General features: G+C 59.9%; 24 protein-coding genes and 1 pseudogene. 16 read left to right on the top strand and 9 right to left on the bottom strand.

All coding sequences use genetic code 11. The features are described from left to right. Nucleotides 1-3: 3 nt before the first annotated feature. Nucleotides 4-825 carry a UbiA family prenyltransferase gene (locus tag ACTJJW_RS08440; protein ID WP_462643749.1) on the bottom strand — a complete coding sequence of 274 codons (822 nt, stop codon included), beginning with the start codon at nt 823-825 and terminating at the stop codon, nt 4-6. A 68-nt stretch (nt 826-893) separates the two neighbouring features. Here ACTJJW_RS08440 and ACTJJW_RS08435 point away from each other — a divergent pair, with 68 nt between their 5' ends. Further along, nucleotides 894-1,361, top strand: coding sequence for a hypothetical protein (locus tag ACTJJW_RS08435; protein ID WP_462643747.1), 468 nt, complete (start codon nt 894-896; stop codon nt 1,359-1,361). 35 nt (nt 1,362-1,396) lie between these two features. Further along, complete coding sequence (locus tag ACTJJW_RS08430) at nt 1,397-2,587, top strand: glycoside hydrolase family 3 N-terminal domain-containing protein (protein ID WP_462643745.1); 1,191 nt, start codon at nt 1,397-1,399, stop codon at nt 2,585-2,587. 50 nt (nt 2,588-2,637) lie between these two features. Here ACTJJW_RS08430 and ACTJJW_RS08425 read toward each other — a convergent pair whose 3' ends face one another. The 4 genes and pseudogenes from ACTJJW_RS08425 to ACTJJW_RS08410 form a co-directional block, all read right to left on the bottom strand. Beyond that, complete coding sequence (locus ACTJJW_RS08425) at nt 2,638-3,681, bottom strand: FUSC family protein (RefSeq protein ID WP_462643743.1); 1,044 nt, start codon at nt 3,679-3,681, stop codon at nt 2,638-2,640. After that, the gene (locus ACTJJW_RS08420; protein WP_462643741.1) at nt 3,678-5,474 is read right to left on the bottom strand and encodes a glycoside hydrolase family 15 protein; all 1,797 of its coding nucleotides are present in this window, start codon (nt 5,472-5,474) and stop codon (nt 3,678-3,680) included. The genes ACTJJW_RS08425 and ACTJJW_RS08420 overlap by 4 nt, the downstream gene beginning before the upstream one ends. Before the next feature lie 119 nt (nt 5,475-5,593). Further along, nucleotides 5,594-6,646 carry an App1 family protein gene (locus tag ACTJJW_RS08415; protein WP_462643739.1) on the bottom strand — a complete coding sequence of 351 codons (1,053 nt, stop codon included), beginning with the start codon at nt 6,644-6,646 and terminating at the stop codon, nt 5,594-5,596. 15 nt (nt 6,647-6,661) lie between these two features. Continuing rightward, a pseudogene (locus tag ACTJJW_RS08410) lies at nt 6,662-6,862 on the bottom strand (hypothetical protein); the annotation flags it as partial. A 217-nt stretch (nt 6,863-7,079) separates the two neighbouring features. Here ACTJJW_RS08410 and ACTJJW_RS08405 point away from each other — a divergent pair. The 5 genes from ACTJJW_RS08405 to ACTJJW_RS08385 all read left to right on the top strand — a co-directional run bounded on the left by ACTJJW_RS08405 (nt 7,080) and on the right by ACTJJW_RS08385 (nt 11,025). Then, nucleotides 7,080-7,727, top strand: coding sequence for a TetR family transcriptional regulator (locus tag ACTJJW_RS08405; RefSeq protein WP_462643738.1), 648 nt, complete (start codon nt 7,080-7,082; stop codon nt 7,725-7,727). A 127-nt stretch (nt 7,728-7,854) separates the two neighbouring features. Beyond that, nucleotides 7,855-8,682 carry an ABC transporter ATP-binding protein gene (locus ACTJJW_RS08400; RefSeq protein WP_462643736.1) on the top strand — a complete coding sequence of 276 codons (828 nt, stop codon included), beginning with the start codon at nt 7,855-7,857 and terminating at the stop codon, nt 8,680-8,682. Further along, nucleotides 8,679-9,362, top strand: coding sequence for an ABC transporter permease (locus tag ACTJJW_RS08395; protein WP_462643734.1), 684 nt, complete (start codon nt 8,679-8,681; stop codon nt 9,360-9,362). Before ACTJJW_RS08400 ends, ACTJJW_RS08395 begins: the two co-directional genes overlap by 4 nt. After that, a complete protein-coding gene (locus ACTJJW_RS08390; RefSeq protein ID WP_462643732.1) occupies nt 9,359-10,111 on the top strand; it encodes an ABC transporter permease in 753 nt (250 codons plus the stop codon). The genes ACTJJW_RS08395 and ACTJJW_RS08390 overlap by 4 nt, the downstream gene beginning before the upstream one ends. A 2-nt stretch (nt 10,112-10,113) precedes the next feature. After that, a complete protein-coding gene (locus tag ACTJJW_RS08385) occupies nt 10,114-11,025 on the top strand; it encodes an ABC transporter substrate-binding protein (RefSeq protein ID WP_462643730.1) in 912 nt (303 codons plus the stop codon). Between the two features lie 147 nt (nt 11,026-11,172). On the opposite strand, the gene ACTJJW_RS08380 is transcribed toward ACTJJW_RS08385, so the two are convergent. Together ACTJJW_RS08380 and ACTJJW_RS08375 are read right to left on the bottom strand one after the other, a co-directional pair. Next, on the bottom strand, nt 11,173-11,859 hold the full coding sequence (locus ACTJJW_RS08380) for a DedA family protein (protein WP_462643871.1): 687 nt from the start codon (nt 11,857-11,859) through the stop codon (nt 11,173-11,175). Between the two features lie 73 nt (nt 11,860-11,932). Further along, a complete protein-coding gene (locus ACTJJW_RS08375) occupies nt 11,933-12,697 on the bottom strand; it encodes an aminotransferase class IV (RefSeq protein ID WP_462643728.1) in 765 nt (254 codons plus the stop codon). Between the two features lie 11 nt (nt 12,698-12,708). Here ACTJJW_RS08375 and ACTJJW_RS08370 point away from each other — a divergent pair, with 11 nt between their 5' ends. From ACTJJW_RS08370 to holA, 5 genes are all read left to right on the top strand, one after another. Next, nucleotides 12,709-14,133, top strand: coding sequence for an anthranilate synthase component I family protein (locus ACTJJW_RS08370; RefSeq protein WP_462643727.1), 1,425 nt, complete (start codon nt 12,709-12,711; stop codon nt 14,131-14,133). Between the two features lie 65 nt (nt 14,134-14,198). Beyond that, on the top strand, nt 14,199-16,805 hold the full coding sequence (gene leuS, locus ACTJJW_RS08365; protein ID WP_462643726.1) for a leucine--tRNA ligase: 2,607 nt from the start codon (nt 14,199-14,201) through the stop codon (nt 16,803-16,805). A 61-nt stretch (nt 16,806-16,866) separates the two neighbouring features. Beyond that, entirely contained in the window at nt 16,867-17,457 is a 591-nt protein-coding gene (locus ACTJJW_RS08360; protein ID WP_462643725.1) for a helix-hairpin-helix domain-containing protein, read from the top strand. After that, entirely contained in the window at nt 17,454-19,799 is a 2,346-nt protein-coding gene (locus ACTJJW_RS08355) for a ComEC/Rec2 family competence protein (protein WP_462643723.1), read from the top strand. The genes ACTJJW_RS08360 and ACTJJW_RS08355 overlap by 4 nt, the downstream gene beginning before the upstream one ends. A gap of 31 nt (nt 19,800-19,830) precedes the next feature. Continuing rightward, nucleotides 19,831-20,859, top strand: a complete 1,029-nt coding sequence (gene holA, locus ACTJJW_RS08350) for a DNA polymerase III subunit delta (protein ID WP_462643721.1) — start codon at nt 19,831-19,833, stop codon at nt 20,857-20,859. A gap of 101 nt (nt 20,860-20,960) precedes the next feature. On the opposite strand, the gene rpsT is transcribed toward holA, so the two are convergent. Beyond that, nucleotides 20,961-21,221 (bottom strand): 30S ribosomal protein S20, encoded by a 261-nt coding sequence (rpsT, locus tag ACTJJW_RS08345; protein ID WP_462643719.1) that lies wholly within the window; start codon nt 21,219-21,221, stop codon nt 20,961-20,963. Nucleotides 21,222-21,439: 218 nt separating this feature from the next. On the opposite strand from rpsT, the gene ACTJJW_RS08340 reads away from it, so the two are divergent. The 3 genes from ACTJJW_RS08340 to ACTJJW_RS08330 all read left to right on the top strand — a co-directional run bounded on the left by ACTJJW_RS08340 (nt 21,440) and on the right by ACTJJW_RS08330 (nt 24,172). Continuing rightward, entirely contained in the window at nt 21,440-21,604 is a 165-nt protein-coding gene (locus ACTJJW_RS08340) for a hypothetical protein (RefSeq protein WP_462643717.1), read from the top strand. A 101-nt stretch (nt 21,605-21,705) separates the two neighbouring features. After that, complete coding sequence (gene lepA / locus ACTJJW_RS08335; RefSeq protein WP_462643716.1) at nt 21,706-23,574, top strand: translation elongation factor 4; 1,869 nt, start codon at nt 21,706-21,708, stop codon at nt 23,572-23,574. 4 nt (nt 23,575-23,578) lie between these two features. Then, nucleotides 23,579-24,172, top strand: a complete 594-nt coding sequence (locus ACTJJW_RS08330) for a DUF1990 family protein (RefSeq protein WP_462643714.1) — start codon at nt 23,579-23,581, stop codon at nt 24,170-24,172. Nucleotides 24,173-24,207: 35 nt separating this feature from the next. On the opposite strand, the gene ACTJJW_RS08325 is transcribed toward ACTJJW_RS08330, so the two are convergent. After that, nucleotides 24,208-24,885, bottom strand: a complete 678-nt coding sequence (locus ACTJJW_RS08325) for an HAD family hydrolase (protein ID WP_462643712.1) — start codon at nt 24,883-24,885, stop codon at nt 24,208-24,210. 99 nt (nt 24,886-24,984) lie between these two features. On the opposite strand from ACTJJW_RS08325, the gene hemW reads away from it, so the two are divergent. Next, nucleotides 24,985-26,235 (top strand): radical SAM family heme chaperone HemW, encoded by a 1,251-nt coding sequence (gene hemW / locus ACTJJW_RS08320; protein WP_462643710.1) that lies wholly within the window; start codon nt 24,985-24,987, stop codon nt 26,233-26,235. Nucleotides 26,236-26,238: the final 3 nt, after the last annotated feature.

The following is a 26,238-nucleotide window of genomic DNA, read 5'->3' as shown; positions in this document are numbered from 1 at the left end:
TCTTTAGCTCAACTGCGGAGACGAGAGCAGCAAGAGTGCCACGTTGATCAACGCTGCCGCAATGGTGAGGCGAAAGAGCATCCGCTTCATCGTGTTTCGAATAACCAGCACGACACTGGTCAGGGCCAGAACGATCGTGAGGCTGAGGCCAACGAACGAGACAGCGGATACTTCGTTTCCTGGGCCGAAAACAATGGCGAGAGGTGCGGCAGTGAGACTTACTGCGATGACGAATCCAGAAGGGCGTGCGCCAAGCCGGTGGGGGAGCCCGCGCACTCCTGTGGCGCTATCGTCATCGAGGTCGGGCAAGACATTGCTGAAGTGCGCAGCAATTCCCAGCAACGCACCGGCAGCCAGTGCCCAGGCATGAGCAAGCTGCGGAGGGTCGGCGGCCAGCGTCACGATCGCCGGGAGGGAGCCAAAGCCGATGACGTACGGGATAACGGATGCCGTGGTCGACTTGAGACCGACGTTGTACAGCCAGCCGCTGGCAAGAAAGAGCGCATGAGCGACCGCTGCGAGCGGCCCTAGGAACAGAGAAAGCGCAACCGAGGCGGCAGCCAAAGACATTGCTACCCGACCTACGGTTGCCGAGGAAATTTCCCCGCTCACGATGGGTTTATCTCGTCGCCCGTTTCGACGATCGCGGGTGGCATCCAGCCAGTCGTTCGACAGGCCGATCGAAAGCTGGTTGCCGAGAATCATGAGCGTTACGACAGTGGTTCGCCACAGCTCCAGGCTGACTCCAACGGAGAGAGCCAGGGCGATGAGCGTAACGGCAGCCGTCGGTCCTGGGTGCGATGACCGCAGAAGTGCGTGCAGCATGGGGCAAGAGTAACGCGCCACGGCATCCAAATTGCGGACTCCCAGCCGTTGTGACTTATGTTGATCTCGTGAGTGATTTTTTTGATGCCTCGGTGCTTGCCGCCAGGCTGCCCGGCACGTGGAGTGTCGCGGCGACCAATTTGCCGATGTGGCTTGATGGCACGCGCCACGACCCGGAATTTTCCTATGACATTGTCGAGGGCGAAGAGCTGACGCTCGCCGACACGGTGAGTTACACCACGAGCAGTGGCGAACCGAAGACGATCGTGGGAACTGACCGGTTGCGCGGCGATGAGTTCGTCTGGCGCGGTCAGGGTTGGCTCAAGGTTCTTACGAGTCGTTGGCAGGTCGTCGGAGCAAACGATGCCTTCGATATTGTGGTCATACGCTTCGCCCGCTCGCGACTAACGCCCGCGGGAATCGATGTTCTCGTTCGCAAGGACGCACCGGTGACGGCAGTGCGATCGACGGTCGCGCATGCAACAGAACAGTTCGGAATAAGCGCCGAAGAGTTTGCCTCCCTCACTTGGCTATAGCGGGCTAACACTCCCGAGCCGGGTAGCATCGCAGGATGGCTAGAGCGCGGCGAACCCTAGCAGCCGCAATGCTTGTTGCTCTCTCGGTTGCAGTTGTCGGCTGCAGTGCGGGTGCGAATGCCCAGGTTGTTCCTGCGCCGACATTCTCGCCGCGAGCTGAGCGCCCGGAGATCGATCCGGCCGCCCGGTATGCGCGGGATCGTCTTGCGACCATGACTCTCGGGCAAAAGGTGCTGAGCATGCTCATGGTGCATGTGCCAGGCACGCAACCCGGCAGTAGTGCGCCCGGCACGTATGACGGCGTCGGCGGTTACATCTTGATGGGCGACAACATCCCCGGCTCGCTGGCTCAACTGAGGGCTGACACGGCAGCGCTCAGCGACGAAGCCGGGCTTCCGGTGCTTGTGGCCACCGATCAAGAAGGCGGGATCGTGAGTCGCGTACCCACTGACAACGCATCGTCGGCATATCAGTTGCGATCCCAAGCTCCGCAAGCCACTTTCGATGCGTTCGCTCAGCGAGGTGCGCTGTTGGAGTCGGTAGGCATTTCGGTGAACTTTGGCATCGTCGCTGACGTTGCCAGTGATCGATCCAGTTTCATCTTCGAGCGCTCATTCGGTTCAACCGGGGCGGATGCCGCGGCACGGGTCACCGAGGCGGTCGCCGGCGAGTCGCAAGTTCTCTCCACTCTCAAACACTTTCCGGGTCACGGTGCGGCACCCGGCGACTCGCACTCGAGCATCCCGACTACGTCGATGACGCTGAACGAGTGGAGCACAACCCATGCGCTGCCTTTTGAGGCAGGAATTGATGGTGGCGCCCCGATCGTGATGTTCGGGCATCTTGCCTTCACCGCGGTCGACCCCGAACCGGCGACGTTTTCGACCCGGTGGCACGAGATTCTGCGTGACGATCTCGGCTTCGATGGAGTGGCCATTACCGACGATATGGGAATGCTAGAGCGGTCGGGGGTGCCGGAGTATTCGAGCCAGATTGCCAACGCAGTGCGCGCGATCGAAGCCGGAAACACGATGCTGCTGTACGTCGGTGCGGTCGACGCCCCGGGCATAGTTTCGGCGGTGGCGCAGGCCGTTGACGATGGCCAACTTGATGAATCGGTGATCAACGACGCAGCCCTCAAACTTTTGACGCTTCGTCGCACTCTCTCGGGGGAGACCGGGCGATTCGTGCACTGCTCCGAGCGGTGCACCGCCATCACGCAATAGCGGGGCGATCGCTTTATCTGGGTGACCACGTTAGACCGCTGCCGCGTCAGCTAGCCGTTATCCGAGTCGCCGACGATTACCTCGTGTACTCGGCGCGCGTCTTCCAGCAGAGATCCGATCAGAATCCAGTGCTGTGGATGCGGAGTAAGCACCGTGAGTGGTGCCGTAAGCGTGAGAAGATCCTTCGTCGGCGGGGCAGAATCGCGTTCGCCCGGTGCCCGCCCACGCAGTCTCAGGTCATGTGCCGCGCGTTCGAGTTCGCGCGCAATCGAGATCACGACCGGGTCTGTCATGAGATTGGTGTCATAGCGATCATGGATGGCGCGAGCCATGCCGAGAGTGCGGGTGACGAGCACGGTCAGTATCGCGAACAGTTCTGTCTCGCGGTGCAGCATCCGATGATGTTTGCTCCTTCGCGGGTTAAGTGTGAGGCTATCGGCACCTTGGCGAAGGGCCATGGACGCAGCGTCGCGCAAATCGCGGAGCATCCGTGCGTCATCAAGGAGCTTGCGAAGCTCTGCGTCTGACTGGGGAGTGCTAAGCGATTGCGCTAAAGATTCGAGCACAGCCGCCGTCTTCTTGGTAAGGGAAGCCACCGCTACGCGCGCCGGGCTGACGAAGACCGGAGCAACGATCGCGAGGTTGACGATCAACCCGATCAGAGCACCAATAATGGTTTCCACTATTCGCTCAACCGCATAGCCGGCGTTTTGTCCGCCCAAAGCGAGAACAAGCATTGCGCTAATCGGTATTTGGTTGGCAGAGCCGGGGCTCAATCGCAACGCCCACGCAACGAGCACTGAGATGATGATGACGCTCAGAATGACCCAGCTCTGGTCGCCAAAGAGTTGGCCTGCACCAAGTGCAATAACCACACCGGCAACGACACCGATGCTGCGCTCTATACCCTTCTCAATCGACTGGGTGACGCTTGGTTGAACAACCAAGAGTGCAGCAATCGCCGCAAAGATGGGCAGCGGCTGCTGAAGCGCAAAGCCTGCGACCACCCATGCGATTACCGCCGCGACTGACGTCTTGAGCACTTGCAGCAACGGTGAACGACGCGCAATTATGAGCGTCGTTACTAGCTTCAATTTCGGCTCTTTACTTTCGAGATCGCATCGGCTGCGCGTACGAGCGCGAGGTGGCTGAGTGCCTGCGGAGTGTTACCTGCCTGGCGGTCGTTGACCGTGTCGTACTCCTCGCTGATGAGCCCGACATCGTTAGCGAAACTCACGAGGCGATCCATGAGCACGGTCGCATCCTCAATTCGTCCAGAGCCGGCATATTGTTCAACAAGCCAGAACGAACACGCGAGGAAGGGGTTTTCGCCCTCGGGAAGCCCATCCACTCCTGACTCTGTGCGATATCGCAGTACGAGGCCATCGACAAGAAGTTCCTCCTCGATGGCGGCAATAGTTCCGAGCATGCGGGGATCGTCTGCGGCAAGGTAGCCGACCTGTGGCAGCTGAAGCAGTGAAGCGTCGACGCTGGTTCCGCCGTAGTACTGGGTGTAAGTGCCGCGTTCGGCGTCCCATCCGTCACGCTCGATCTCGTCATGGATCTCTGAGCGAATCTTGATCCAGTTCTCGACCGGACCCTCAAGGCCAAACTCTTCCACGGCGGTGATTGCACAATCCATGGCAGCCCACAGCATTACGCGCGAGTGGGTGAAGTGACGCTCAGGGCCACGGATCTCCCAGATGCCGTTGTCTGGGCGGTTCCAGTTATGTTCCACGAAGGTCATCAGGGCGCGCTGAAGAGGCCACGAGAAGTCGTTCTCGTGCACGCCGGACCGACGGGCTGCTTGAAGTGCGACCATGACTTCGCCGAACACGTCACCCTGGAACTGATTGAACGCGCCGTTGCCGATGCGAACCGGGGTTGCGCCTTCATAGCCCGGAAGCGAATCAAGCTCGCGCTCTTCGAGCCAACGCTCGCCAGAGAGGCCATACATGATCTGCACATCCGCGGGATCTCCAGCGATGGCGCGTAGCAACCAGCGACGCCAAGCTTCGGCCTCGGAGACATAACCGTGATCGAGCAACACATGCAAAGTGAGTGCAGCATCGCGAAGCCAGACGTAGCGGTAATCCCAGTTGCGGCTACCGCCGAACCATTCGGGAAGGCTGGTCGTGGCGGCGGCAACAATTCCGCCGGTGTCTTCATGAGTAAGCGCGCGCAGCACCAAGAGTGACCGTTTGACGATCTCTGGATACTGTTCGGTCGGTTCGCAGTGTGAAGCCCAGTTGTGCCACCATTCGCTGGTGCGGGCGAGTACGTCGTCGACGTTTACTGCAGCGGGTGGGTTGCGATGTGCCTGGTACCAGGTCATGGTCAGGTCGCGAGTTTCACCTTCGCTGATCATGAAGTTTGCAGTGTGCTTGTGGTCAGCCGAGTGCAACTCGATGCCGCGGGCAACGATTGCGTCTGGCCCGGCAACGCCGATAACGGCGTGGCCACCAGCGTCAGGTGCTTGATGCAACCATGGCAGCGCGGTGGCATATCCGAAACGAATAAGCAGCTCTGTGTGCATTGCAACAGTTCCGCGAACTCCGCGGATGCGGCGCACAACATCGGCACGGCGGTTTCCGTAGGGCATGAAATCTATTACTTCGACTTCACCCTCGTCGGTCACCCAAGTGGTAACGAGAATAAACGTGTTCTCGCGATACTTGCGAGTGACGGTCACTGTCGCCGATTCATAGAGACTCGCGACGGGGGCAACAAGCCAACGACCGTGGTCTTCATCGCCGAGCAACGCTCCGAACATCGACGCGGAGTCGAATCTCGGAAAGCAAAGCCAGTCAATGCTTCCATCGCGGCCGACAAGGGCAGCCGTCTGACAATCGCCAATAAGGGCATAGTCTTCGATTGGTAACGCCATAAGACAATCATTGCAGCGTCGGGAGCCAGCTTCCTGCACATCCGGCTATCGTGCGCGAAATTTAACAATCGATACGTGATTAGTTGAGAAGAAGTCCGCTCAGCCGGTGAAAAGGTCCCTCAATCGTTGATGAGTCCGAGCTCTCTCAGCTCAACCGCTAAGCGCGCGCCATCGGGTGCGAAACGCCAGGGAATTGAAGACCCGCGTTCGCGTTCTGCTGATTTGCTGCGTCCACCAGCCAGAACAGCTTCACCAGTAGACAGCTGCCGGATTGCTACCGCGGCAACGTTGTCGGGATGGCTTGCAGCAAACTCGCCATAAATCTCTTCGTCATGTTGACCGTCGTCGCCGACTAACAACCACTTGATGGCGGGGAATTCTGAGGCAAGCCTGCGAAGACTGGCGCGCTTGTGCTCGGCGCCGCTACGGAACCAACGGTCGTGGGTCGGACCCCAATCAGTGAGGAGCATTGCGCCGCGAGGGTACAGATTGCGCTTGAGGAAGCGCGTGAGGGTCGGCGCGACGTTCCAGGCTCCCGTGGAGAGGTAGACAACAGGCGCGATCGGATTAGCGCGCGCAAGCCGGTCATAAAGCACGGCCATGCCTGCTACCGGGCGTCTGGCGTGCTCATCGAGCACGAAAGTGTTCCACGCCGCCAGCAGTGGGCGAGGCAGCGCGGTAACCATCACCGTGTCATCCACGTCAGAAATAATTCCGAAGCTCGCGTTCGGGTCAACAACAAAAATGTGGGCGATAGTGGCATCGGAACCAGCCGAGTCGAGAGTGGCCGTTTGCCAGCCTGGAGCAAGTGTGACATCCACCTGTTCATCAATCACGCCACCGCGCCCCGGAGTGAGTTGCACCTCTTTGCCACCGATAGTGACGGTGACAACTTCATCGTTAACCGGGATGCTGAAGAAGCTGCGCCAGCCACGAACTTTCTCTGCGCGCTTCTTTGATGCCTCTGTTCCGCGAGTGAGAACAACGCGGCACAACACGCGGGCCCAGTTGGTAGCCCCATAGCTGCTGTACGGAATGAGCGTCGTAGTGAGACCGCGTTTGCGACCGCGACGCTCCCTCCAACTGTGAAAGGAATCCTCGATGCGAGCCGCGCGGTGCAGAATTTCTCCCGCTGTCTTCGCGGGCGTGTGGGCTTTGCCGAGTCGAGCCATTGCTCCAGCCTAAGGTCACACCACGCCTGCAGCAGCACCGGGCAGGCAGGTCTGCTGTTGAATTTGCGGTTCAGCCTGCAATTGTTCGCTCACAATTGCGGATGCGGAAACCGTCGCCTGTGCCAAACCCTCGTCACCCGTGGTGCGGGGATCGATCCACTCATCGATCGCATCTGTGGCAACGATGACCGACATCCGGTCGTGGATGTCTGCAAGACTTCCCGTTGCCGCCTAGTCAGCTTGCCACTCTGCCGGCGGACGGCCGGTGGCAGCAACGAACCCAGTAATCGTCGGATTGACCGTGTCATCCATGGCAAATCGACCGCACATATAGCAACTGTAAGGCGTTCGCGCAGGAAAAGTGGGCTCATACCTCCCCTAGAACCAGCGTTCTAAAGGTTAGGATTGGTCACACACCGAGAAGGGGGCCATTGTGTCCGCACAAACAACCATCGACATCGCGGCTGAACCAGCAGTCTCGCTTCGCAACGAGCCAGTGCAAGCACGAAGCACAGCTCGACTAACAGCATTACTCGATGCAGCAGCATCGATCGTCGACGAAGTCGGCATTGAGCGGCTAACCACCGCCATGGTCGCCGAGCGCGCAGGAGCGTCTATCGGCACCGTTTACCGCTATTTTCCGGATCGTATCGTGTTGCTCCAGGCTCTTGGCGCGCGCAACTTCGAGCGTGTAATGGTGCGAATCACTGAAGCTATTAACGATCCTGGGCAGTCAGACTGGCGCGGAGCACTGTCGACAGCGTTCTCTTCGGTCATCGACACCTACCGCACCGAGCCTGGATTCCGCGGACTCCGCGTTGGAGATCAGCTCGATCTTCGCCCGCTACCCAACGGCCGCACGCACAAGTCACTTGTGGCTGAGCGTATCGTCGAGGCGCTTTCGGCTCGCTTTGGTGTCGAGAATTCTGCAACCTCGCGTTTCACGCTTGAAGCTGGGCTTGAGATGAGTGACGCGCTTGTCGCGCGTGCGTTCCTCATGAACCCTCAGGGCGACGATGAGTTCATCGCCGTGAGCACCTCTGCCGTTCGCGGATTTATTGCGGAGAATATCGGCTGGTAGGAGTTTCGGCTTCGTGTAAATCTGCCTAGTTATGCCCGATCGGGAATGACAGCGGCTTCGAATACTGTTTAGCTAATAGTGCTGGCAAGTGTCGATCCGCGCAGGGCGCGAGGAATGAGCCGAAATTATGATTGAATTTCGAGCAGTAACCAAGCGTTTTGGCGACGGTACCGTCGCTGTAGACAATTTTGATCTCGTGATTCCTTCACGCAAGATCACCGTGTTCGTAGGGTCGTCTGGCAGCGGAAAAACAACGCTGCTCAGAATGATTAACCGCATGGTGGATCCCACTGGGGGCGACATCGAGATCGATGGCGACAGTATTATGCGCAAGGAGCCGGTGGCTCTCAGGCGCAGCATCGGCTACGTGATGCAGAACTCTGGGCTTCTTCCTCACTTCAAGGTCATAGACAACGTCACTACTGTTCCGACTCTCAACGGTGTTCCGAAGAAGCAGGCGCGCGCTCAAGCGCTCGAGCTACTCGACACTGTTGGCTTGAGTCGTACGCTCGCCGACCGCTACCCGAGTCAACTCTCGGGCGGTCAGCAGCAGCGCGTTGGCGTGGCTCGCGGGCTAGCAGCTAACCCCAATATTCTGCTCATGGATGAACCTTTCGGCGCAGTTGATCCGATCGTGCGAGCTGAACTCCAGCAGGAGACGATTCGACTCCAGCACGAGCTCGATAAGACGATCGTTTTTGTCACTCACGACATCGACGAGGCATTCTTGCTTGGCGATCAGGTCGTCATCCTCGAAAAGGGTGCGCTCATTGCGCAGGTCGGCAGCCCCAACGAAATAATGGCGAACCCTGCCAGTGAGTTTGTCGCAAACTTTATTGGCACCGATCGCGGCAAGCGTGCTCTTTCACTGAAGAAGACCGAGTCGGGAACGATTCTGGTTGACAGCGAAGGCCGTGGTGCTGGAGTGCTTGTCGGTGGGTCGGGGCAAGAGTGACTTGGATCATCAATAATCTTGATTTGATCTGGGGACTCACGCTTGAACACGTGCGACTGAGCATCCCGCCGATCATTCTCGGGTTTCTTATCTCAATTCCACTGGGCTGGATCGCGTACCGGTTCAAGCTCACGCGTGGAATTTTGCTGACCGTTGCTGGCTTGCTTTATACGATTCCGTCGTTGGCCCTCTTTGTGATCCTGCCTCCGCTTTTGGGCATCAGCTTTCTCAGCGAACTCAACATCACCATCGCGCTCACGCTATATGCGGTGGCGATCATGGCCCGATCGGTGGCGGATGCTCTGACTTCTGTTGATCCTGCGATCCGTCAATCAGCTACAGCCGTCGGTTTTGGTGGTTGGCGTCGATTCTGGACCGTCGATTTTCCGCTCGCCGGCCCCGTCGTTCTTGCTGGGCTGAGGGTGGCCGCGGTGTCAACGGTGAGTCTGGTCACCGTCGGCATCCTGATCGGTGTCGAAAGCTTGGGCTACCTGTTCACCAATGGCTTCGAGCGTCGAATCATCGAAGAAATTTTCGCCGGAGTAGTGATGACCGTGGTTGTAGCTCTGCTCATTGACCGCGGTCTCGTTCTTCTGGGCCGCTTGCTCATGCCGTGGACAACTGTCAAAAAGATGAAGGTGAGCCAGTCTGAACCTGCTGTGGAAGGGGCGACCGCATGAATTTTCTCATCGAAGCACTGCAGTGGTTGTTCTCGCCCGAGCGGTTCGAAGGCAGCAATCCCATTCCCCTTCGGCTCGAAGAGCACCTGTTTTACACGTTTATTTCTGTCGCTATAGCGGCGCTCGTGGCGATTCCACTCGGATTTTTCATCGGGCACACGGGCAAAGGTCGCGACTTTGCGGTGGGGCTTTCTGGCGCAGCGCGAGCATTGCCATCGTTCGGCCTCATCCTTCTTCTGGTGCTACTGATCGGTGTCGCCGAAACGCAGCTTCAACTCGCCGCGATTATCGCGTTTGTGCTGCTCGCGATCCCCTCGATTTTAGCTGGCGCCTACGCAGGTCTTGAGGCGGTGGACCGTCATGTCATTGACGCGGCACGTGCCGTAGGCATGACGGAGTGGCAGATCTTGTGGAAGGTTGAAGTGCCGCTTGGCTTGCCGCTGCTCATTGGCGGGCTGCGCGCGTCGACGCTTCAAGTAGTTGCCACAGCCACGCTTGCGGCCTATGTAGGACTCGGCGGTCTTGGTATTTACATTTTCCGCGGGCTCCCGCTGCAGCGCTATGACGAGATGCTCGGTAGCGCGCTTCTCATCGCGGCCCTTGCGCTCGCGCTCGATGGAATATTCGCGCTCATCCAGCAATTCGCGATTCCCCGCGGAGTCGCGGCTGGGCGTGCTAAAGATGTCCGCACGTCGTCACCCCGACGACGAGTGGTGGCAGCAAAAGCTGCCCAAGAAAGAAGAGGATAGAAATGTTCACAGCAAAGATTAAAGGCCGGCTCGCGCTTGGCGCAGCCGCGGTCGGGGTGGCAATGGCCCTGTCAGGGTGTGCATCCGGTGACCCTCTAGACACCGGTTCGGGTGATGAGAACGCCAACAACGAGACCATCGTTGTTGGTTCGCAGACGTACTACTCCAACGAAATTATCGCCGAGATCTATGCACAGGCCCTTGAGAATGCTGGATTCGATGTGGATCGTCAATTCCAGATCGGTCAGCGCGACGCCTACCTTCCCGCCCTTGAGAGCGGCGAAGTAGATGTATTCCCTGAGTACACGGGAAACCTTCTCCAGTTTTATCGGCCCGACACAACCGCAACGACATCAGACGATGTCTACGCAGAGTTGGCGGATGCACTGCCCGAGGGCCTCACAGTGCTCGACCAGGCACCAGCCACAGACGAGAACTCCTACAACGTGACGGCCGACTTCGCGGCAGCGAACTCGCTCGTGAGCATCGGGGACCTCGCTGGTATTAGTGGCCTCAAGCTCGGTGGCAACGCTGAGCTCGAAGAGCGCCCCTACGGTCCTAGCGGTCTCCAAGACCTCTACGGTGTCACCGCGAGCCTGACAGCCACAGGCGACACCACAGTTGATGCTCTCGTTGCGGGAACGGTTGACGTTGCGAACGTCTACAGCGCGAACCCGCGCATCGAAACGGAAAACCTTGTCACTTTGACCGACCCTGAAGGTCTTTTCCTGGCATCCAACGTTGTTCCGCTCGTGAACGTGGATGTCGTAGATTCGGTCGCCGACGTTCTCAACGCAGTCAACGCCAAGCTCACCCCTGAGGGCCTCATTGCTCTCAACGTGCAGAGCACGGTAGACAAGATGTCGTCTGACGATCTTGCCCGTGCATGGTTGAGCGAAAACGGCCTCAGCTAGCAAACACCACTGGCTAGTCCAGTGAAGAGCGGCGGATGCACGTGCATCCGCCCCTCTTTCTAGTTAACGCACCAGAGTGCTAGTCACCCCTCACCAGTCGCTGGCGGCCGGTGGCAAGCGGTCTGAGGCGTAGGCGCCGAGCAAGTACTACTCGTGGTCAGCGTCGTGGTGTTCCATATGGCGTTTTTGGGATTGCTGCAGAACCTTCTTGGCGACGAGAGTAATGATCGCGAATGCGGCCACCACGGCCACAAAGATGTAGCCCGCGTAGTGCAACTGGTCGAGTAGCTCACGGAAGCTGCCCGCCGTCAACGCACCAACGGAGACGTAGGCGATCGACCAAATGCTCGTGGCGGGAACAGTCCACGCCATGAACGTGCGGTACCGCATTGTGCTCATGCCGACGGTCACGGGGATCAGCGAGTGCAACACGGGCAAGAAACGGGAAATGAAAACCGCGACGCCTCCACGGCGACCCAAGTAGCGTTCGGCCCGTGCCCAGTGCTGTTCACCAATACGACTACCGAGCTTAGAGTGACGAATCTTGGGGCCGAAGTAGCGACCAAGCGCGAAGCCCACGCTTTCACCGATCAGCGCACCCACGATGACCACAGCGATCAGAATTGCGGCTTCGAATGGGGTGCCCACGGCACTGCTCGTGACCAAAACGACAGTGTCGCCCGGTACGAGGAGGCCGATCAGGATAGACGTCTCCAGCATGATCGCGACCCCAGCAAGAATCGTTCTGAGCACCGGATTGACCGACTGCACGGTGTCGAGAATGTAGCTCAGTGCGTCATTAACCCACTGGCCAAAGTCGACGCCGGCAGCAATCGGCTCAGCGTTCAGGGCGAGGTCAACGGGGTCCACGGAATGAGCCTAGCGAGCGGAACCGTGTGCAGACTGGCTAAATGGTGCGAGCGAGCGCGCTCAGGCGGGTGCGCCACTGCTCAAGTCGGCCGGGCTTCTCTGCCAGCTCGGGCCCATCAATCCATCGAGGGACGATGCGGATGCCGTGGAGCGCATTAACTATCCACAGTTCGGTGCCGTCGAGCTCAGCCGGCGTCACGGCCTCTTCGTGGATATCGAGGCCGAGTGCGCGAGCAAGCGTGAGCACGCTTCGCGCGGTCACGCTGTCAATGCGCTCGAATTCTGCCGGTGGACCGCACAGGATTTCGCCGCGCCACCACAACAGTGCGCTGTACGCGCCTTCGATAACGTAACCCTCGTCGGTTAAGAGAACGGCGTCGTCGGCGCCGTGTGCGTGCGCGCCCGCGTTGATCGCACCCATTAGCTCGAGATCGGGGCCTTTGATTGTCGGCGCGGTGCGCGGGTCGTCACCGGTGTAACTCACGAGGGTCGCCGACCGCTGGAGCCCGGGCGCGGGGCGGAGGTGAAGAAAGAACTCGGCTCCGCGCAGCTCGACGCGCGGAAACCAGGCACCAGCGCGCGGGAGTTGCGCGATCACAGCAGTGAAAAATTCGTCGGCAGTATCGTGCAGTGACGCGGGTACGGCATCCATGAATCGTTGCCGGTGAAGGTTGAGGGCCAGCACTTTGCCGGTGTCGACTAGCCACGAATCTGCGACTGTGATCGGCGCTGGGGCAAGGGTTTCGGGTGCTACCTCGATCAGTTGGTCGTTCTGCCACCGGTAAATCGCGTTCGCACTCATAGGCTTAGGTTATGCGCTCTCGCGTTCTCTCTGCTGACTTGGCGTACTCTGCCGACCCCGCCGCAGTATTTGCGGAACTAATGGCGACACAGGGCGTTGGCGCGCACGACTCAAGCGCGCATGGCGCGGTGTGGCTCGATAGCGGAGTGTCAGCGGCAGCAGGGCGCAGCTATTTAGCTGTTTCGTCGCGTGCGGTTCTCAGTACCGAACTTGGCGAGCCAGTTTTTGAGTGGATGCGTCGCGAGTTCGCTCCGGCAGAGATCGACTTTTCTGATGCCCCGGCCGGATTTCGGCTCGGATGGGTCGGCTGGCTTGGTTACGAGTTGCGCGGTGAGTCGATGGATGTTGCGATCCGGTCTTACGCTTCCACTCCTGACGCAGCGTGGCTGTGGGTCGACAGGGTGATCGTGGTTGATCACCAATCGCACAGCCTCAGCCTGATGGCGCTGGGGGATAGCTGGACAGGAGAGCTCCAGCAGTGGCGGGAGCAGATGGAAGAGCTTGTCGCGCGGGCGGCACAGCATGACGATCGCTCCGAGTTGAACGACCAGAGTGACCAGAGCGGCCAGCGCCGATCGAACGAACCCGGCAGCCCAAGCGAAGCACCCGTTGCCACCTGGCGAGACAGCGACATCCAGTACCTAGAGATGATCGCGCAGTGTCAGCACGCGATCGTCGAGGGCGACGCCTATCAACTCTGTTTGACCACGAACGTGCGCGTTGAACCGGCAGCCGATCCGGTGAACACCTACCTGGCCCTGCGGGCAGCGAATCCCAGCCATCATGGTGGATTCGTGCAGGTCGGGGGCAGTTCGTTGCTTAGTTCGTCGCCCGAACAGTTCTTGTCGATCGACCCGACCGGAGTGATTGAAACCAAACCAATCAAAGGCACCAGGAGACGCGACTCCGACCCGGCCGAAGACGATCGCTGGAAGGCAGAGCTGCTCGCGAGTGACAAAGAACGCGCCGAGAACCTCATGATCGTTGACCTCATGCGCAATGATCTCGGTCGCGTCTGCGAGGTCGGGTCGGTTATCGTCTCGAAGTTGTTTGCGGTGGAGAGCTATGCGACGGTCCACCAGCTTGTGAGCACCGTGAGCGGGCAACTCAGGGCCGACGTGAGCGCGGTCGAGGCAATCGCCGCCTCGTTTCCCGCCGGTTCAATGACTGGCGCGCCGAAGCACTCCGCCACCCTCATCCTCGACTCCCTAGAGCATTCGCCGAGAGGCATCTACTCCGGGGTGTTCGGGTATGTGGGGCTCGACGGTGCCGTTGACTTGGCCATGGTCATCCGCTCGATTGTGATGGATGATCGGGGCTCCACAATCGGTGCCGGTGGCGGTATCACGGCACTCTCCGTGCCTATCGAAGAGCTTGCAGAGGTAAAGCTGAAGGCCACCGCGCTGCTTGCGGTGCTTGGCGTTCACTCGGAGTGATTCGGCTTTGCATCCTTGGGTTGGCTAATCTTAGATCTTCCCCGTAACGAATTGAGAGTATTTACGTGACTGAGCAGTCCAACTTCGCTGGTGCACACGATGATCGCGATGCTGCCCCTGACTACGATGTCGCGGCCATCCATGCGAAGTGGCAGGCCAAGTGGGACGAGCTAAAGCCGTTCGCCACCAGTGACCCCAACGACAAGCGGCCACGCAAGTACATTCTCGACATGTTCCCGTACCCCTCGGGAGACCTGCACATGGGTCACGCAGAGGCATACGCCTTCGGTGATATTGCTGCTCGTTACTGGCGTCAGCGCGGCTTCAACGTCTTGCACCCCATCGGATGGGATTCTTTCGGTCTTCCCGCGGAGAACGCCGCCATTGAGCGCGGGATTGACCCTCGCGGGTGGACGTACGACAACATCGCGCAGCAGAAGAAGAGCATGAAGCTCTACGGAGTTTCGTTCGACTGGGATCGCGTGCTGCACACGAGTGACCCTGAGTACTACAAGTGGAACCAGTGGTTGTTCCTCAAGATGTACGAAAAGGGCCTCGCGTACCGCAAGGACTCGTGGGTCAACTGGGATCCGGTAGATCAGACGGTACTGGCAAACGAACAGGTTCTCGCTGATGGGACGTCCGAGCGTTCTGGCGCTGTTGTCGTCAAGAAGAAGCTCACCCAGTGGTACTTGAAGATCACCGACTATGCCGACCGTCTGCTAGACGACCTCAACCAGCTTGAGGGGGCCTGGCCGTCGAAGGTGCTCTCGATGCAGCGCAACTGGATCGGTCGCTCGATCGGTGCGGATGTCGATTTCGAGATCGAAGGTCGTAAGGAGAAGGTCACGGTCTTTACGACGCGCCCCGACACCCTGTACGGCGTCACTTTTATGGTGGTTGCCCCCGACGGCGATCTTGCTGCGGAACTTGTTGAGAATGCCAGCGACGACGTGAAGGCGTCATTCGCGAGCTACCTTGAGCAGACCCAGAAGCAGACCGAAATTGAGCGCAAGGATGCAAGCCGTACAAAGACAGGCATCCCGCTCGACCGCTTCGCCGTCAACCCGGTAACGGGCGAGCGCATCCCGATCTGGGCCGCTGACTACGTTCTTGCCGACTACGGGCACGGTGCAGTTATGGCTGTGCCTGCGCATGATCAGCGCGACCTTGAATTCGCCATCAAATTCGACCTGCCTGTGCGGGTTGTACTCGACACGAATGCGCCCATCACTGGCGCGATTCCTGTTCTCGAGCTTGACGAAAACGGCATGGCTATCCTTCCGGATGATCTACCTCCGTTGAACCCACGTGACACAGGCAAGTCGTTGCAGGGTGACGGCCGCATGATCAACTCTGGGCCACTCGATGGTCTCAGCAAGAGCAATGCGATCAAGAAGATCGTTGAGCAGCTTGAGGCGGCGGGAACGGGCCGCGCTGCGAAGACATACCGTTTGCGCGACTGGCTGATCAGCCGTCAGCGTTTCTGGGGAACCCCCATCCCGATCATCCACGGCTCTGATGGCGAACTGATTCCTGTTCCCTTCGACCAGCTGCCGGTTGAATTGCCATCTACCGAGGGCCTCGATCTGAAGCCCAAGGGCAAGTCACCGCTCGCCGCAGCCGAAGACTGGATTAACGTCGCCGACCCGCGCGATGGCAGCCCAGCCCTGCGCGACGCTGACACGATGGACACTTTCGTCGACAGCTCCTGGTACTTCTTGCGCTTCCTGTCGCCGAACGACCCAGACAAAGCATTCGACCCCGCAGAAGCCGAAAAATGGGCACCCGTTGATCAGTACGTCGGCGGTGTCGAGCACGCGATTCTGCACCTGCTGTACTCGCGCTTCATCACCAAGGTGCTTTTCGATCTGGGCTATGTGAGCTTCACCGAGCCATTTAGCGCACTGCTTAACCAAGGCATGGTGCTCTCTGAGGGCAAGAAGATGTCGAAGCGCAGCCGCAAGTCCGTCACCTTCTCCGGCGAGATTGCCGAGCACGGTGCCGACGCGCTCCGATTGACCCTCGCGTTTGCGGGTCCACCCGAGGAGAACATTAACTGGGAAGATGTATCGCCTCCCGCATCGCATAAGTTCTTGGCTCGCGCATTCCGTCTCGTAGGGGATGTGACCAGCGCCCCCGAGATCGAATGGAAGACGGGCGATGTTGCTCTGCGTCGTGCTACTCATCGCTTCTTGGCCGATGGGCCAGGGCTCGCCGAATCGTTGAAGTTCAACGTGCTCGTCGCCCGCATCATGGATCTCGTGAACATCACCCGCAAGGTGATCGACACCGGCGCCGGTGGTGGGGATGCTGCGGTGCGTGAAGCCGCAGAAGTCATCACGATCGCCCTGAGCCTGTTTGCTCCGCACACCGCCGAAGAGATGTGGGAGAAGCTCGGCTACGAGCCGACTGTTGCTCTCGCCGGCTGGCGTAAGGCTGACCCATCGTTGCTTGTGGAAGAGTCGGTTACGGCTGTTGTTCAGGTTGATGGCAAGGTACGGGATCGTCTTGAGGTCTCACCCAAGATCGATAGCGCGGAGCTTGAAGCTCTTGCGCTCGCCTCGACAATTGTGGCGCGCACCGTTGGGAATCGCGAGATCGTGAAGGTCATCGTGCGCGCTCCGCGACTCGTCAACATCGCGACTCGTCAACAGCCCACAGAAGGCTAAGTAACTCCACACTTCAGGCTGCGCGCGCTTCGAGAGGTTGGAGCGCGCGTAGTTTCTGTGCGTGGAAGAGTTCGAGCAGGCCAGACGCGCCCGATTGCGGTTGCGCGTCGGGGCAGTCGTTGTGCTGGTGTTGGTGGCGCTCGGCTGTGCCGTGCTCGTCACGGCTCTCACTACGCGACCAGAGTCGGCAGAGATTTCTCGGGGCGAGCCGGGAGATTCTGAGGGGGAGTTTTCGCTCAGTTCCCCGTCCGTGTTTGTGCACGTCACTGGCGCAGTTGTGCGACCCGGCCTTTTCGAGCTCGCGGATGGGGCCCGCGTTATTGACGCGATTGCGGCCGCTGGCGGCTTCACTGAGACCGCCAATCGTGACGAGCTCAATCTTGCGCGATTGCTGACCGATGGTGAACAGTTCTCCGTGCCGCAAGAAGGCCAACAGGTGGCGGATGCTGCGGCATCCGATTCGCGAGTGAATCTGAACACGGCGGATGCGGCAGCGCTCGACACGCTGCCTAGAGTCGGACCGGCGATGGCAGCCCGAATCTTGGCGTGGCGCGATGCGAATGGCCGGTTCACGAGCATTGACGACCTGCGCAATGTCTCGGGCATCGGTGACAAGACCTTCGAGGGACTGCGCGAGCTGATCACCGTATGAGCCTCGATTTGAGGCTGAGCATCCCTGTTGCTATCGCTTGGTTGGTCGCGGTGCTTCTGATCGGTGTCCCGCAGTGGGCCGTCGCGACCGCCGTTGTGCTGTGGTTTGCCGCTGGAGTAGCGACTGCCGCTGCGCTCGTCTCTCGGCGCCAGCTGTTGGCCAGTGTTGCTCTCGCGTGCACGCTGGCAGCTCTCTGTTCGACCGCCGTTGCGGTGCAGGCGGATGCTCGTCAGCCTGAGGCGCTGAGCGACCTTGCCGCTCGTCACACTCAAGTGGAGGTGTGGGGCTCGACCACCTCTGCGAAGCCTGCCGATGCTGAGTACTTTCAGGCGCAACTATCGTCGGTGACTGTCGACGGGCAGACGGTGCCGCTGAGCTCTCCTGCGCTGGTCTTTCGTGACAGCGATCGGTTCGACACGAATACTGCTGATGCGGTGCCACAGGGCCGCGAATGGGGGATCGGGGTCGAGTTCTCGGTCGCAGCAACACTCACGGCAACCGAGCCGGGTGATGGTCGAGCGGTACTGGTGTTTGCGTCGGAGGATCCACAGTGGCGCGCCGATCCGGCTGGATCTGTCGAGTGGGCAAACCAACTCCGGCGCACGTTTGCCGCCGCAGCCCAGATCCTTCCTGGCGGTGGCGGGCAACTCATCGGCGGGCTCGCGATCGGCGACACCGCTGCGGTCAGTGAGGAGTTGGATGCCGCAATGAAGGCCAGCTCGCTGAGCCACCTCACCGCCGTATCAGGAGCAAACTGCGCGATCGTCGTCGGGTTGATCATGGCTCTCGGCAGCAGACTCGGTGCCCATCGCATACTGAGAATTGCGCTCTCGGTGCTCGTGCTACTCGTGTTCGTAGTAGTTGTCACTCCAGACCCGAGTGTTCTCCGAGCAGCTCTCATGGCGACACTGGTCCTCATCGCATTGGGCAGCGGGCGACCAATCCGGGGTATGGCAGTACTCTCACTCGCCGCGATCAGCCTTCTGGTGTTTGACCCGTGGCTCTCGCGCAATTTCGCGTTCGCGCTGTCGGTCTTTGCAACGGCTGGTCTGCTGCTGTTTGCCGAACCGCTGGCGCAACTGTTGGGCCGCTGGTTACCGCGGTGGCTGTCACTCGTCATCGCCGTGCCGCTCGCAGCACAACTCGCCTGCCAGCCAGTCCTGCTGTTATTGCAGCCCACTTTGCCCACCTATGGGGTGCTCGCGAACGTACTCGCGGCCCCGGCTGCACCCGTCGCCACAGTCGTGGGTTTGGCAGCCTGTGTGGCGCTCACCGTTTTTCCGCCCCTCGGCATTGGCCTGATCTGGATCGCGTGGCTGCCCTCGGCTTGGGTGGCCGCTGTTGCGACCTTCTTTGCGAATGCTCCGGGTACGCGCATCCCGTGGTGGGAGGGCTGGGTGGGGGTCGTCGCGCTCAGCATTCTCACCGTTCTTCTGTTGGCGGCGTTGGTGATGAAGCAGCCGTGGCGTCGTCGAGCCCTGACGATGCTGGTCATCGTCACAACGCTCGCGGGCGCTGCCGCCGCCGGTCTCGGGGTGAGTGCGGCGCTCTCGTGGCCCACAGATTGGCAGTTCGCTCAGTGCGATGTCGGGCAGGGGGATGCCGTGGTCGTGCGCAGCGGTGAGCGAATCGCCCTGATTGACACCGGGCCCGATCCCGAGCGCGTCGACTCCTGCCTCACACGCTTGGGTATAGGCCGTATTGATCTGCTCGTACTCACCCACTTTGACTACGACCACGTGGGCGGTGCTGAGGCGGTGATCGGTCGAGCTGACACGGTGCTAGTCGGTCCGACTGGGTCCGCTCAGGATGTCGCGCTACTCGATGCTTTCACGGCAGCGGGCGCTCAGGTGCTCCCTGCCAGCGCTGGGGATCGCGGTGAGCTCGGGCAACTGTGGTGGAGCGTGCTGTGGCCCGGCGAGCGACTTGCGGGCATCGATCCGGGAAACGATGCGAGCGTGATCGTCGAGTTTCTGCCTCGGCCCGATTGCGAGCACCAGTGCCTCAGCTCCGTGTTCCTCGGCGACCTCGGCGAGAGTGCGCAGGCGAGACTCGTAGGGGAGCGCGCGCTGTCGACAGTGGATGTCGTCAAAGTCAGTCACCATGGTTCCGCCGATCAATACCCGCCCCTCTATGCCGCACTCAACGCCACTGTGGGACTGGTGGGTGTCGGAGCCGAGAACGGCTACGGGCATCCGACGGCTGACGCGCTGGACATGCTCGACGACGCAGGAATCATGGCAGTACGAAGTGACACCGACGGGCTCGTGCTGGTGTCGCCAGGGACGCAGCCCGGTGCAGTTCGGCTGTGGTCGGAACGGCACGTCGGCGGGCAGGGTTAGGCTGGGGTCGCAGTTCTAAGTGAGGAGTCTCGTGGCCGCTAAGCCCCCAGCGCGATCGCCGGCAAAATCGAAGGTCGTTATCCCACAATTGACGTGGAACAACGTGCGTCCGGCGCCCATTGTGCTCGTCAGTGGCACCGAAGGTTTTCTTGCCGACCGTGCAATTCGGTTGCTGCGTGACACCCTCAAGGTTGAAGACCCCAGCCTCGAGGTGAGCGACCTAGAGGCAGACCAGTACGCCCCAGGTGAGCTCATTAGTTTGGCGAGTCCGTCGCTCTTCAGCGAGCCGCGCATGATCCGCATCACGAACGTCGAAAAGTGTTCTGACGCATTCATCGCAGAGACGGTGAAGTATCTGGATGCTCCCGCCGACGACACCTATGTGGTGCTCCGTCACGCCGGGGGAGTGCGCGGCAAGAAGCTTCTTGACGCAATCCGTGCAGGCACGGGTGGCGGTATTGAGGTGGTGTGCATCGACCTCAAAAAAGATTCCGACAAGTACGACTTTGCGGCCGCCGAATTTGCCACAAAACGTCGACGAGTGACACCGGGCGCACTGCGCACCCTCGTTTCTGCATTCTCTGCTGATCTCGCCGAGCTTGCGGCTGCCTGCCAGCAGCTCATTGCCGACGATGCGGATGAGATCAACGAGTCAACTGTTGCCCGCTACTACTCGGGGCGGGTCGAAACTAGCGCATTCAAGGTTGCTGATTCTGCGATCGCAGGCCGTTCAGGCGAGGCTCTTGTCTTGTTGCGCCACGCGCTCGCGTCGGGGGCAGACCCGGTGCCGATCGTGGCTGCATTCGCGTCAAAGGTTCGAACGATGGCGAAGCTCTCGGGTGGCTCAATGTCGTCAGGTCAGGCAGCGAAGACTTTTGGGATGGCACCGTGGCAAGCAGAGCGGGCTATGAAAGATTTGCGGGGCTGGAGTGATGCTGGGCTTGGCTCCGCCATTGAAGCAATCGCTGACACGGATGCTCAGGTCAAAGGTTTGGGGCGCGACCCTGTCTTTGCGCTGGAACGCATGATCTCTGTTGTGGCGGCTCGCGGCATCCGCTAATTAGCTGCGGCGTTCGACACCAAACGACCTAACAGCAAACGCCCCCAGCCGCGAACGGTGAGGGCGTTTGTTGTGTTCGGCGGTGTGCCGATCAGAGGTCTTTAGAGTGCTGCGACCTGCTTGGCGATGGCCGACTTGCGATTCGCTGCCTGGTTCTTGTGCAGAATGCCCTTGCCGGCGGCCTTGTCGAGAGTCTTGGTCGCTGCGACGAGACGTGCCGTAGCGGTCTCTTTGTCGCCAGCCTTGATCGCTTCGCGCGTTGCGCGGATAGCGGTCTTGACCTGGCTCTTGGCCTGACGGTTGCGGTCTTGTGCCTTCTTGTTGGTGCCGATGCGCTTGATCTGCGACTTAATATTTGCCACGTGTAGGTGCTTTCTTGTTTGTGGATCAGAGATGGTGGGCGGCCGTGGAAGAGAATCGATGTTCTGATTCCCGGCCGCGATGCGCATACTGTTCGACAAAGAACCTTATGCATAAGCCAACAGGCAACATTACCAGCGCGGTGGAGCTATGGCAATTGCATCGCAATTGTGCGACCCCAGCGCCGGGCAAACTATGTTTGCTCGGTTTCGGTGGAGCTATGGCAATTGCATCGCAATTGTGCGACCCCAGCGCCGGGCAAACTATGTTTGCTCGGGCACGTATCGTGTTGGCCTGCGTTGCAACGTTTGGCTGGGTTGTGGTTGTGGTTGCGGTTGCTGGCGCGTTGATTTCGCTGCCGTTTCTCTTCTTTGCCGCGTTCTAGAAGCTCCTTAGAGGTGCTCTAACAACCCGACAATCCTGGGTCTGCCCGTCCTGTGAACCGGGTGCGCGCAGGATCGTCGCTCACGTGGGAGAATTGGGCGGATGTCTCCTCGCGCCTCTTACACACTTGAGCCTGCTTCGACCGATCCTGCGTTTATCCGCAACTTTTGCATCATTGCGCATATCGATCACGGCAAGTCCACCCTCGCTGACCGCATGCTGTCGGTCACGGGGGTTGTCAGCGACCGCGATATGCGGGCACAGTACCTCGACCGCATGGATATCGAGCGCGAGCGCGGCATCACCATCAAAAGCCAGGCTGTTCGCATGCCGTGGGCTCTCAGCGATGAGAACGGCAAAGAGCAGGCGTACGCGCTGAACATGATCGACACGCCTGGCCACGTTGACTTCACCTATGAGGTGTCACGTTCGTTGGCTGCATGTGAGGGCGCAATTCTTTTGGTGGATGCGGCGCAGGGCATTGAGGCGCAGACGCTCGCAAACCTCTATTTGGCGATGGAGAACGATCTGACGATCATTCCGGTGCTGAACAAAATTGACTTGCCTGCTGCTGATCCCGACAAGTACGCCGACGAGATCGCTGGCCTTATCGGTTGCGATCCCTCGACGGTGCTCCGGGTTTCTGGCAAGACGGGCATTGGGGTTCCCGAGTTGCTCGATGAGGCGACGCGGTTGATTCCTGCCCCTGTAGGCGACCCATCCGCTCCTGCCCGCGCAATGATTTTCGACTCTGTTTACGACGCGTACCGCGGAGTTATTACCTATGTGCGCATGATTGACGGCAAGATGGCGCCGCGCGAAAAGGTCATGATGATGTCGACGAAGTCGGCTCACGAGTTGCTTGAGATCGGTGTGAGCTCACCTGAGCCGACACCGACGAAGGGTCTCGGCGTCGGTGAGGTGGGTTATCTCATCACCGGTGTGAAGGATGTTCGCCTCAGCAAGGTTGGCGACACGGTTACCAACTTTGCGAAGCCGTCGACGCAGCCGCTTAAAGGTTATTCCGAGCCGAAGCCGATGGTGTTCTCGGGCCTCTACCCGATTGACGGTTCCGACTATCCGGTGCTTCGTGAAGCTCTCGACAAGCTGAAGCTGTCGGATGCTGCGCTCGTTTACGAACCTGAGACGTCTGTAGCTTTGGGCTTTGGTTTCCGCTGCGGATTCTTGGGTCTGCTGCACTTGGAGATCGTGCGTGAGCGTCTCGAGCGCGAGTTCAACCTTGACATGATTGCCACCGCGCCTTCAGTAATTTACGAGGTCATCGGCGACGACAAGAACGTCACCACAGTCACGAACCCGAGTGAATTCCCTGGCGGAAAAATTGCTAGCGTGAGCGAGCCGATGGTGAAGGCATCCATTCTGACCCCGAAGGACTTCGTCGGAACGGTTATGGAGCTCTGCCAGTCACGTCGCGGAACCATGCAGGGCATGGAATATGTCGGCACTGACCGCGTAGAGCTTCACTACACGATGCCTCTTGGCGAGATCGTGTTCGACTTCTTCGACCACTTGAAGAGCCGCACACAGGGCTATGCCAGTCTCGACTATGAGCCCAGCGGAGCCCAGGAGGCGGATCTGGTGAAGGTCGACATTCTGCTTCAGGGCGAGGCTGTCGACGCGTTCAGCGCGATCGTGCACCGCGACAAGGCGTATGCCTACGGCGTGCTGATGACTGAGCGTTTGAAGAATCTGATCCCGCGCCAGCAGTTTGAGGTGCCGATTCAGGCAGCAATTGGCGCACGTATTATTGCTCGTGAGTCGATCCGGGCGATGCGCAAAGACGTTTTGGCTAAGTGCTACGGCGGTGACATTAGCCGCAAGCGCAAGCTCCTCGAGAAGCAAAAAGAGGGCAAGAAACGCATGAAGATGGTCGGTCGCGTCGAGGTTCCACAGTCTGCCTTTATTGCAGCGCTGTCTGGTGAAGTCGAGTCCGGTAAAGAGAAGAAGTAGACGAGTGGATGCCCGCACCTACCCCAATGCGCCTGTTACGTACGGCGCGGTGGGTGCCACGCGCGGCAGCACTTTTACCGTTCTTCCCCCGACAGGCTTTCGTCGTGTTGAGCGCAGTGCGCGAATTGGACACGGTGAAGAGCGGTGGGCCTTTGCGCAGCAGCAGATCCTGACGTGGGGTGTGAAACGCCGCAGCGGCTTTGGCGTGATGCTATTGCCTCGCGATCCTACCGGTGACTCGCTCAATCTATCGCACGACAGCGATGCGCACCCCAAGGTTCGCCCAGGTGACACGGTTGTTCTTTCCGCTGGTCGCGACCCGTTTACCGCACACGAGCCAGTGCGTGTTGTGTACGTGGTCGACAAGCCCAAGGTCGCCGGGTTCGCGTATGGAACGCTTGAGGGTCATCCGCTGCGCGGCGAGGAGTCATTCATGATCGAGCGTCGAGCAGATAACTCGATCTGGATTACTGTTCGATCGTTTTCGCGACCAGCATCGACGAGATGGATGTTGCTCTCTCCCGCTCTGCGAATTCTGCAATACATCGTGGTCGGCCGCTATTTGCGTGCGCTGGCCGGCGCTATTCATTCGGTCTAGTCCTGTCGCCTAGTTCAACCGGCTGGGCCTGCGGTCTAGCCTCGCTGGGTGAGCTCGGCGACTGTGCCGAGTACGTCGTCGAGGCCCGTCACGAGGTCGTCAACGACAAGGAGCGCGTTTGTGCTGCGGAGGTCGGTAACCGAGTATGCACCGGTCGCCACAGCGATAAACGGCAGCGCCGCGGAGTCTGCGGCGAACCCATCGTTCGGAGTATCACCGATGATCACGTGGGTACCTTCACCGAGTTGGGGTGCGACGAGCGCGGTGAGATGGGGGCGATTGGGCGAACGATCGCCGAAGAACGAGTTCTGCCAATTGAAGTCGTCGATTGAGTAGCCGGCTGCCAGCAGTTTGTAGCGAGAATGCTGGGGACCGTTGCCCGTAAGCAGCGCGTTTGTCCATCCACGGCTCGACATTTGCCGAAGTGCCTGCGGACCGCCCGCAACCGCCTCCCGAACAAACCCGCTGTCGTGTTGGGCACGTGTGCGCCTATCGAGTTCGTTGAGCAGGTCATCCAGCATCGTGCTCGGGTGGCCGTTGAGCTCCAGCAGCTCCGTAAGAAGCTGGCCCTCAGTCATTCCGTGAGGGGTTGTGATGCGGCGACGCGGCGGGGCTCCAGTGACGCGCGTGAATGCGTCGAGATAAACGGTCGCTCCGTCGCGGGAGTTGCGAATGAGTGTGCCGTCGATGTCCCAGAGTATGTGCGTGCTCACGGTTACATTCTCCCATGAGCGAGGTGCGACAATTGGGGGAGTGCCTGCATGCAACAGCTGTGGCACGCTCTCGTGATCGGCTGCTGAGGGGACTCGTTCGTGCCAGGTGCTTTGCCCATTGCCGACCCAGCACCCCTCGACGGCGCGCTCCCCGAAAGCGCTGCGGTCGGTTCAGAGAGCCGCCCGTGGAGCGTGTATATTCATGTTCCGTTCTGCCGGGTGCGCTGCGGTTACTGCGACTTCAACACCTACACGAGCGAAGAATTGCGCGGGGCCAAGCGGTCTGACTACGCCACGGAAGCTATCGCTGAGATGGCGCTGGCATCCACCGTGCTGTTTCAGGCTGGTGTTGCGCCTAGAGAAGCGTCGACAGTGTTCTTTGGTGGCGGCACGCCAACGTTACTGCCGGTCACTGATCTGACTCGGATGCTCGCTGCTGCCCGCGACACGTGGGGATTTACTCCGGATGTCGAGGTCACCACCGAGGCGAACCCCGATTCTGTTGACCGTGACTATTTACTCGCGCTCAAAGACGCCGGCTTCACGCGGGTGTCGTTCGGGATGCAGTCGGCTGTGCCGCACGTGCTCGCAACGCTTGAGCGCACTCATGATCCCGAACGAGTTCCTCATGTGGTGACGTGGGCACGCGAGGTGGGGCTCGATGTGAGTCTCGACCTGATCTACGGCACTCCGGGGGAGAGTTTGGTGGATTGGGAACGCTCGCTCGATCACGCTATTGCGCAGAGTCCGGACCATATTTCTGCTTACGCGTTGATTATCGAGACGGGTACCAAGTTGGCGGCACAGATTCGCCGCGGCGTCGTCGCCCCGGTCGACGATGACCTGCAGGCTGACATGTACGAGCTGGCCGAGCAGAAGCTCAGTGCTGCGGGCTATGACTGGTACGAAGTCAGCAACTGGGGCAAGGCCAGCGATGATCCTGACGTCAGCAATACCAGTCGCCACAACCTCGGCTATTGGCTGGGCAACGACTGGTGGGGCGTTGGCCCTGGTGCGCACAGCCACGTCGGCGGGGTGCGCTGGTGGAATGTAAAGCATCCGGCGGCCTATGCCGACCGCATCGCTGCCGGACACTCGCCGGGAGCAGGCAGAGAGACGCTCGCTGATTCGAGCAAATACTTGGAGCACGTCCTGTTGCGCACCCGCGTGCGCAACAGTCTGCACATCAACACCCTCGATGCCGATGGCCGTCAAGCAGTCGCAGGTCTCATTGCCGAGGAACTCGTGGATGCGCGCGCCGCACTGAGCGGAACGATTGAGCTCACGCTAAAGGGGCGCCTGCTCGCGGATGCCGTGGTGCGGCGATTGCTAGCAGACGCCCCTATTTAGAGT

It is taken from the genome of Rhodoglobus galactosidasius, assembly GCF_054957775.1.
Note: the sequence above shows the minus strand (reverse complement) of the source record. Positions and strands in the feature narration are given on the sequence as shown.